Below are 6,374 nucleotides of genomic sequence, written 5' to 3'. Positions count from 1 at the left end.
GCTTATATTGCGGCGTTGTTGTAAATGCATGATATGAGCTATTAAAAAATAGCGTTTCCATATAGGTTTTCCCAGACTTATCGTCAAAGGCGCTACGTGCCGACGCATAGTCGTAGATGTTTTTATTTACTTTAGTTACTTTTAGACTTGATTTCTCGTACTCGTATCCTTGAGGAAATTTGGCAAGGTCTTCTTTAGTAAAGCTCTCTTTTGAGTTTAGTAGCTCGTCGCCCGCTACTTGGGAGAGAATTTTATATGCATTGCCAACTGTTTTTGCTATGTCGATTTTTGAAAACATTTTATAAAATACACCAGCCTTATCATTTACGTTTACGAGCGATTTTAAGGTATCAGAGTGGATTTTGTAGTCCTTTGGGATACCTGCGGCTTCGTTAAATTCGGACGTAAAATATCCATCCTCATCGACTTTATAGCCTAAAACTTCGTTAAAACTAGGAACGGGGGAGGTAGAGCTTGAGATTTCGCTTTTATTCGTATTTTGGATTTTTGCGTCATGCTTGATATTTGCATGAAAATTTCTAGCAAAATTTGAAAATCCGCCGATTCCGCTCATCATAATAAATCCTTTTAAAATTTCGCTTTAAGCTATATCGGCAAATTTGAGGAAAAGTTTAGAGTAAAGATAATAAAAGCTATCAAATTTGGCCCTAAAAAAGAACCAAATTTAAATAAAAAGCTAGTAAAAGTATCACTAGATAAATTTAAACGCTACTTCGCCAGATCGCACTTAGCACCGCGGGTAATCATCAGCGACTGATCGTAAAATAAAATAAGCACTACCGAAACGCCCACGCCTAGAGCTAGCGAGACCGTCGTGGTCGTGATCGCGTTATCGAAAAATATGATTAGATATTCGTTTTTCTTAGCGATATCAGGCTCGTTTAGAAACGAAAACAGCGCCAAAATGCCCTTATACGCGTAAACTCCAGGCACCATCGGCAAAAGCGCGGGAAATGCGATGATCTCGGCGGGCACTTTTAGCCGTTTGGCAAAGAGCATACCTAAAATCCCGCTTAAAAATGAGACGATAAGAGTGGCGACGCTGATGTTAAAAAATCCCATCTGCATGATCCAAAAGCGGCTAGCGTGCGCAAACGCCGCAAGCAGCGCGCAAAATGCGAGAGTCCTTTTAGGCGGCGAGCTAGCGTAGGCAAAGCCAAGCCCCGCCACCGCGGCAAAAGCGCCGTCTATGAGAGTCGCGGTCAAAAGCTCAAACATGTAAAATCTCCGCATTGCTAAGCGAGAGCGTAATATATACGCCAACCGCGATGCAAAGTATCAAAATGCCCGTACTCACGGCTCTACTGATGCCTACAAGCGTGTTATCGTTTAGGATGTCAAAGACCGAGTTTATGAGAAAAACGCCCGGCATCAAAAATAGTATCGACGAGCCGATCGCCACGTCGCTAGTGTGCGTAAAGCCGTAAAATACGCCAAGATAGGCGATAAAAGAGACGACGAACGATACCAAAACGTACTGAATTTTTAAATTTACGCCCATTTTAGCAAGCGCAAATCTAAGGCTATAACCCACGAGCGTCGCGAAAAATACGCAAGCTACCGAGCCAGCATCGCCGCCAAAAAGCTTGCAAAACGCCGCATTTGCAAGGCTTATTAAAATAAGCGAGCTTGTAAATTTATTCGCCCCGATGCGCATGACGCCCTCAAACTGCTCCTTGGCTTCATCAAGGCTCAAATTTTCATCCAAAATCCGCCAGCTAAGCGACGAAAGCTCGGAAATGCGGTTAAAGCTCACCTGCCCTAGCGGGATCTTTTTCACGTAGGTTCGGCGCAGGGAGTTATCGGCCGAGTCCATGACGCTAATCGTAAAATACTTCACGAAAATCGTCACGCTAACGTCGTAGCCATAGCGCCTAGCCACGCGGTCTACGCACTTTTCGACGCGCGCGGTGTAGGTGCCCGCGCTCACCATCGCCGTCGTGTAGTCAGAGAGAAAATCGGTTAAAATTTGGATATCGGGCTTTGCGCTCATTTTTCGGTGGTTTTAAATTTGATAAAAAACAAAGCAAGCTGCGCAAACAGCATCAGCTTCATCGTCCACTCGCTAGCCGCGTGCATCTGCGCAAACTCGGCCGTCTGCGTCGCCGCCTCACCCGCAGCCTGCGCGTCCATGATGAAAGGCGTGAAGTAAAATACGAACGAGAGCGCGAGGGCTAAATTTATCGCGCAAAGCATACCCATGCTAAATTTAGCGGCGAATTTGACGCTAGATCTAAACGAAGCAAGCTCGCAAAGCGCGATCAAGACGCTAACTGCTAGCAAGGTGTAGTTAAATTTAACAAATATCGTAGCCATCAGTTTGCCGCTTTGAAAATGCGTAAGTACGCCGCCATCCAGGATGCCCTGCGGATAAAAAATCGTCGGCGCAACCAGAGCGCCCAGAGCGAGCTCCGTGCCGATGAGCGCGCCAAGAAGCAAAAAATAAATGCTTTTCATAATTTTCCTTTTTTTGATTTACCGCACGCATTTTAGGGTTATAGCATTTAAAATTCGCTAAATTTGAGTTAGAGGGACGTAAATTTGCTAGCCCAAAATTTGACGCAAGCTAGCTCAAATTTAGTTTATCGCCAGAGCCCAAACCGCGTGCGAATTTAAAAATTCGCAAATATATTTTTAGCGACGAATCCGCGGTCAAATCCGGCTAAATCCTTGTAAAACTCCGCCTCGAAGCCGTTAAATTTAAGCGCGCTTTGCATGCTTTCTCGCTGATCGTAGCCCATCTCGCAGGCTAGGTATCTTACGCCGCGATTTCGCGCGATAAGCACGATATTTTTTAAAATTTCATCACCTTTTACGCCGCCAAACAGCGCCTCGCGCGGCTCGTTTAATACGAATTTATCAAGCTCGTAATCCTGCGCTATATATGGCGGATTTGAAACCAGCAGGTCAAACTGTCCGTAAATTTGATCCAGATACGCGCATTTTACGAACTCTATTTTGTCCTCTACGCCAAATTTCGCGGCGTTCTGCCCGGCTAAATTTAATGCATCGTCGCTGATATCGGAGGCTATGATTTTAGCGTTTGAGTTTAGCGCGAGGCAGATGCTTATTATCCCGCTTCCGGTTCCGATCTCGGCTACTAGGGGCGGTTCGTTTCTCGCTGGTAAATTTGATAAGATCTCGAGCGATTTTTCGACTAAAATTTCAGTCTCCGGGCGTGGAATCAAGACGCCTTTTTTTACGTTAAAAGTAAGCCCGTAAAAGCCCGCCTCGCCCGTGATATACTCTAGCGGCTCGTGATTTGCGAAGCGTTTTGCTAGCGCAAAATATCCGTCCGCATTATCAAGCTTACTGGTTAAATTTAAAAATATCCATTCAATTTTTACGCCGAGGTAGCTCATCAAAAGCGCCTTGGCTACGCGCGCGGGATTTGTGCCGCTTATCTCGCACGCAGGTGCGATCTGCGAAGTGGCGGCTTTTAGCGCGTCATTTACCGTCATTTTCCAGCTCGTTTATACGCTCAAAAAGGCTTGGGTGTGAATGATATACGAACGCGTAGAGCGGATGAGCCTTTGGGAAGGCCTTGTTTTCGGAGCCTAGCTTTTTTAGCGCGCTTATCATGTCGGCTTTGTTTGAGACCTCACCCGCAAATTTATCGGCGCCAAATTCGTTCGCGCGGCTAAAATACGAGCTAACGGGCGAAAATAAAAACCCGAAAATCGGCGAAAAAAGTAGCAAAAACACGATCGTTCCGCCGCCTCCGCTATGAAGCCCAAGCGCTTGATACGCCGCGTCTGGGATATTGCCGAATATCAAAAACATCGCAAAAAGCATAACCGCGCTTAGAGCGATCATTTTTAGGATATCTTTGTGCTTAAAGTGTCCCAGCTCATGCCCTAAAACGGCGATTATCTCTTCTAAACTTAGTTTTTTAACGAGCGTGTCGAAAAGCACCACGCGTTTAGTCGCGCCAAGGCCGCCGAAATAGGCGTTTAAGCGGTTGTCGCGCTTGCTAGCGTCTATCGTAAAAACGCCGCTACTTTTAAACCCGCACTGCGCTAAAAGCCCTTCTATACGGCTTTTTAGCTCGCCATCTTCTAGCGGCTGCATTTTGTTAAAAATTGGCGCGATGAGCGTCGGGTAGATGAGATTTATAACAAGCGCGATGGCAAAGCTAAGCAAAAACGCCCAAAACCACCAAAAATCGCCCAAAAATCTAATGCAAAGCAGCACTAGCCACACAAACAGCGTGCCAAACACCAGCGTTAGCGCGAGCGTTTTAAGTAGATCGAGCGCGAAAATTTTAGGCGTTACGTTTGAAAAGCCGAGCTTTTTATCTTTGACGAAGGTTTCGTAGATGTTTAGCGGTAGCTCCAGCAGCGACGAGATGATCAAAAAGCCCATCACAAAGACGATATGATCTCTCAGTTCTCCCGTTTTATAGGCGCTTTCATACATCTCGCCAAGCCCCCAGCACGCCCACATCATAAATATCGCGGCGTGATAAAAAAGGCTTGCTATCTCAAATTTTTGATTAGTTATCGCTGCGGCGGCGGCGGTTTCGTATTCATTCTGCTCTAGTACGACGGCCGGCTTTTTAGCCTCTGCGCGTATAAAATTTATCTGCAAAATCGCTAGCCACGCCTTTGCGGCGACGTAAAAAAAATAAATACCGAGTAAAAAATAAAACATATTTTTACGCCCTATTTTAAAAAATTATCGTAAAACGAGCTGATAAAAAGCACCAAAATGATAAACGGCACGACGAATTTGATATACCAAAACCAGATATTTACGAGTTTTGCGTATTTTTCGCTGCCTTGCATTATCTCGCGTTTGGCTTCGTCTTTTAGCACCCAGCCTACAAATATCGCGCATCCTAGCGAGGTCAGCACGAAAAATATAGTAGCGCTGATGGCGTCGTATGCGTCAAAGATGTTTTTACCGAAAATTTTAACGTCAGAAAGCAGGTTTGTAGCCATCAAGGACGGTAAATTTCCAAATATAAATATCGTGCCTAGAACCAGCAAAATCGCGCTTTTGCGCTTGATTTTAAATTTCTCCTGAAGCGTCGTGATGATGACCTCGTAGATTGGCAGCGAGGTCGTGAGCGCTGCGATCATCAGTAGCGCAAAAAACGCCACTGCAAAGAATCCGCCAAAAGGCATGTGTGAAAAAACGATCGGCAGGCTCTTAAACACGAGGCTTGGGCCGCTATCGGGCGAGACGCCGTAGCTAAAGAGCGACGGAAATATCATAAAGCCAGCAAGCACGGCGATGAGGGTGTTTAGGATGCCCGTGATGATAGAGATTTTAACCAGCCCTTCGTCCTTTTTAACAAAGCTTGAAAGCGTAATCATCACGCCAAACCCTAGCGAGAGCGCGAAAAATACCTGCCCCAAAACCTCGACGAAAAGCTTTAAGCTTATCTTTGAAAAATCGGGCGTGAGGTAAAATTTAACCCCCTGCGCCACGCCATCTAAGGTTAAGTTTTTTACGATCATCACGATCATGAGCACGAAAAGCAGCGGCATGAGGTACTTCGCCGAGCGTTCTATTCCGCCGACCGCGCCCTGCACCAAGATCGCGTAGTTTACGAGCACGAACACGAGCGTCGCAAAGCTGATAGCCAGTGGATCGCTAACGATATTTTGCTCGTAAAACGCGCTCGTAGCCTCGAAGCTAAGCACCTGCGAAAGATCAAGCATGCCAAATGCGATCTGCGCGATGTAGTTTAGCACCCAGCCGCCGATAACCATATAGTAGGCCATGATGCCAAATGCGCCGAGCAGCCCCATCCAGCCTACGATTTTCCACGCCGGATTTATATTTTTACCGCCGAATGCGTCCACGGCGTTGCATTTTAGGCGTCTGCCGATCGCATTTTCAGCCAAAATCATCGGTATACCGATCACGATCATCGCTATGCAAAACACTAGCACGTAGGCGCCGCCGCCGTTTTGCCCGACCAGATACGGGAAGCGCCACGTCGCGCCAAAGCCCACGGTCGCGCCCGCAACCGCCAAAATATACGTTACCTTCGAACTCCACGATTTTCTATCCATCTGTATACCTTTACGAAAAAGAGAGATTATATAAAAATTTTATTTAAAGTTTTTAGAACCATCTTTGAAATTTAAAACAAATCTGGATTAAAATCGGTAAATATTATTAGAAAAAGGCTACTTGGCATAAATTTAAAGGCGTAAATTTATGCAAATTTACGCCAATTTTTTATTTTCTAACGACATGTAAAAACTGCATATGTTTGCGGTATTGCTCGATGACGTCGTTTATCAGCGTGGCCTCGCTCCAACCAAGCACGTCGTAGTCTTGACCGCCCTCTTTTAGATATACCTCGGCTCTGTAATAAAGATCGTCGCCCTCAAGCT

Annotated in this window: 7 protein-coding genes; all 7 read right to left on the bottom strand. The window is 45.7% G+C overall.

What is annotated here, in order from left to right:
- Nucleotides 1-577, bottom strand: a 577-nt coding sequence (locus tag QZ147_RS07790) for a Cj0814 family flagellar-dependent secreted protein (protein ID WP_366508786.1), incomplete at its 3' end; no start/stop codon positions are given.
- A gap of 152 nt (nt 578-729) precedes the next feature.
- Nucleotides 730-1,239, bottom strand: coding sequence for a threonine/serine exporter family protein (locus QZ147_RS07785; RefSeq protein WP_103582633.1), 510 nt, complete (start codon nt 1,237-1,239; stop codon nt 730-732).
- The gene (locus QZ147_RS07780) at nt 1,232-2,014 is read right to left on the bottom strand and encodes a threonine/serine exporter family protein (protein ID WP_295148967.1); all 783 of its coding nucleotides are present in this window, start codon (nt 2,012-2,014) and stop codon (nt 1,232-1,234) included. The genes QZ147_RS07785 and QZ147_RS07780 overlap by 8 nt, the downstream gene beginning before the upstream one ends.
- Entirely contained in the window at nt 2,011-2,478 is a 468-nt protein-coding gene (locus QZ147_RS07775; protein ID WP_295148965.1) for a DUF4149 domain-containing protein, read from the bottom strand. The genes QZ147_RS07780 and QZ147_RS07775 overlap by 4 nt, the downstream gene beginning before the upstream one ends.
- A gap of 155 nt (nt 2,479-2,633) precedes the next feature.
- Entirely contained in the window at nt 2,634-3,482 is an 849-nt protein-coding gene (prmC, locus tag QZ147_RS07770; protein ID WP_295148962.1) for a peptide chain release factor N(5)-glutamine methyltransferase, read from the bottom strand.
- A complete protein-coding gene (locus QZ147_RS07765; protein WP_295148959.1) occupies nt 3,469-4,674 on the bottom strand; it encodes a M48 family metallopeptidase in 1,206 nt (401 codons plus the stop codon). The genes prmC and QZ147_RS07765 overlap by 14 nt, the downstream gene beginning before the upstream one ends.
- A gap of 11 nt (nt 4,675-4,685) precedes the next feature.
- The gene (locus QZ147_RS07760; protein ID WP_295148956.1) at nt 4,686-6,047 is read right to left on the bottom strand and encodes a sodium-dependent transporter; all 1,362 of its coding nucleotides are present in this window, start codon (nt 6,045-6,047) and stop codon (nt 4,686-4,688) included.
- Nucleotides 6,048-6,374 lie beyond the last annotated feature (327 nt).

The organism is uncultured Campylobacter sp., from assembly GCF_905371695.1.
Taxonomy (GTDB): Bacteria; Campylobacterota; Campylobacteria; order Campylobacterales; family Campylobacteraceae; genus Campylobacter_A.
This window is presented reverse-complemented; position numbering and strand designations above follow the sequence as displayed.

Bases quoted from the DNA above. Each gene is read 5' to 3' on its own strand.
- prmC (WP_295148962.1), bottom strand. From the start codon at position 3,482: ATGACGGTAAATGACGCGCTAAAAGCCGCCACTTCGCAGATCGCACCT.
- QZ147_RS07760 (WP_295148956.1), bottom strand. From the start codon at position 6,047: ATGGATAGAAAATCGTGGAGTTCGAAGGTAACGTATATTTTGGCGGTT.
- QZ147_RS07780 (WP_295148967.1), bottom strand. From the start codon at position 2,014: ATGAGCGCAAAGCCCGATATCCAAATTTTAACCGATTTTCTCTCTGAC.
- QZ147_RS07765 (WP_295148959.1), bottom strand. From the start codon at position 4,674: ATGTTTTATTTTTTACTCGGTATTTATTTTTTTTACGTCGCCGCAAAG.
- QZ147_RS07785 (WP_103582633.1), bottom strand. From the start codon at position 1,239: ATGTTTGAGCTTTTGACCGCGACTCTCATAGACGGCGCTTTTGCCGCG.
- QZ147_RS07775 (WP_295148965.1), bottom strand. From the start codon at position 2,478: ATGAAAAGCATTTATTTTTTGCTTCTTGGCGCGCTCATCGGCACGGAG.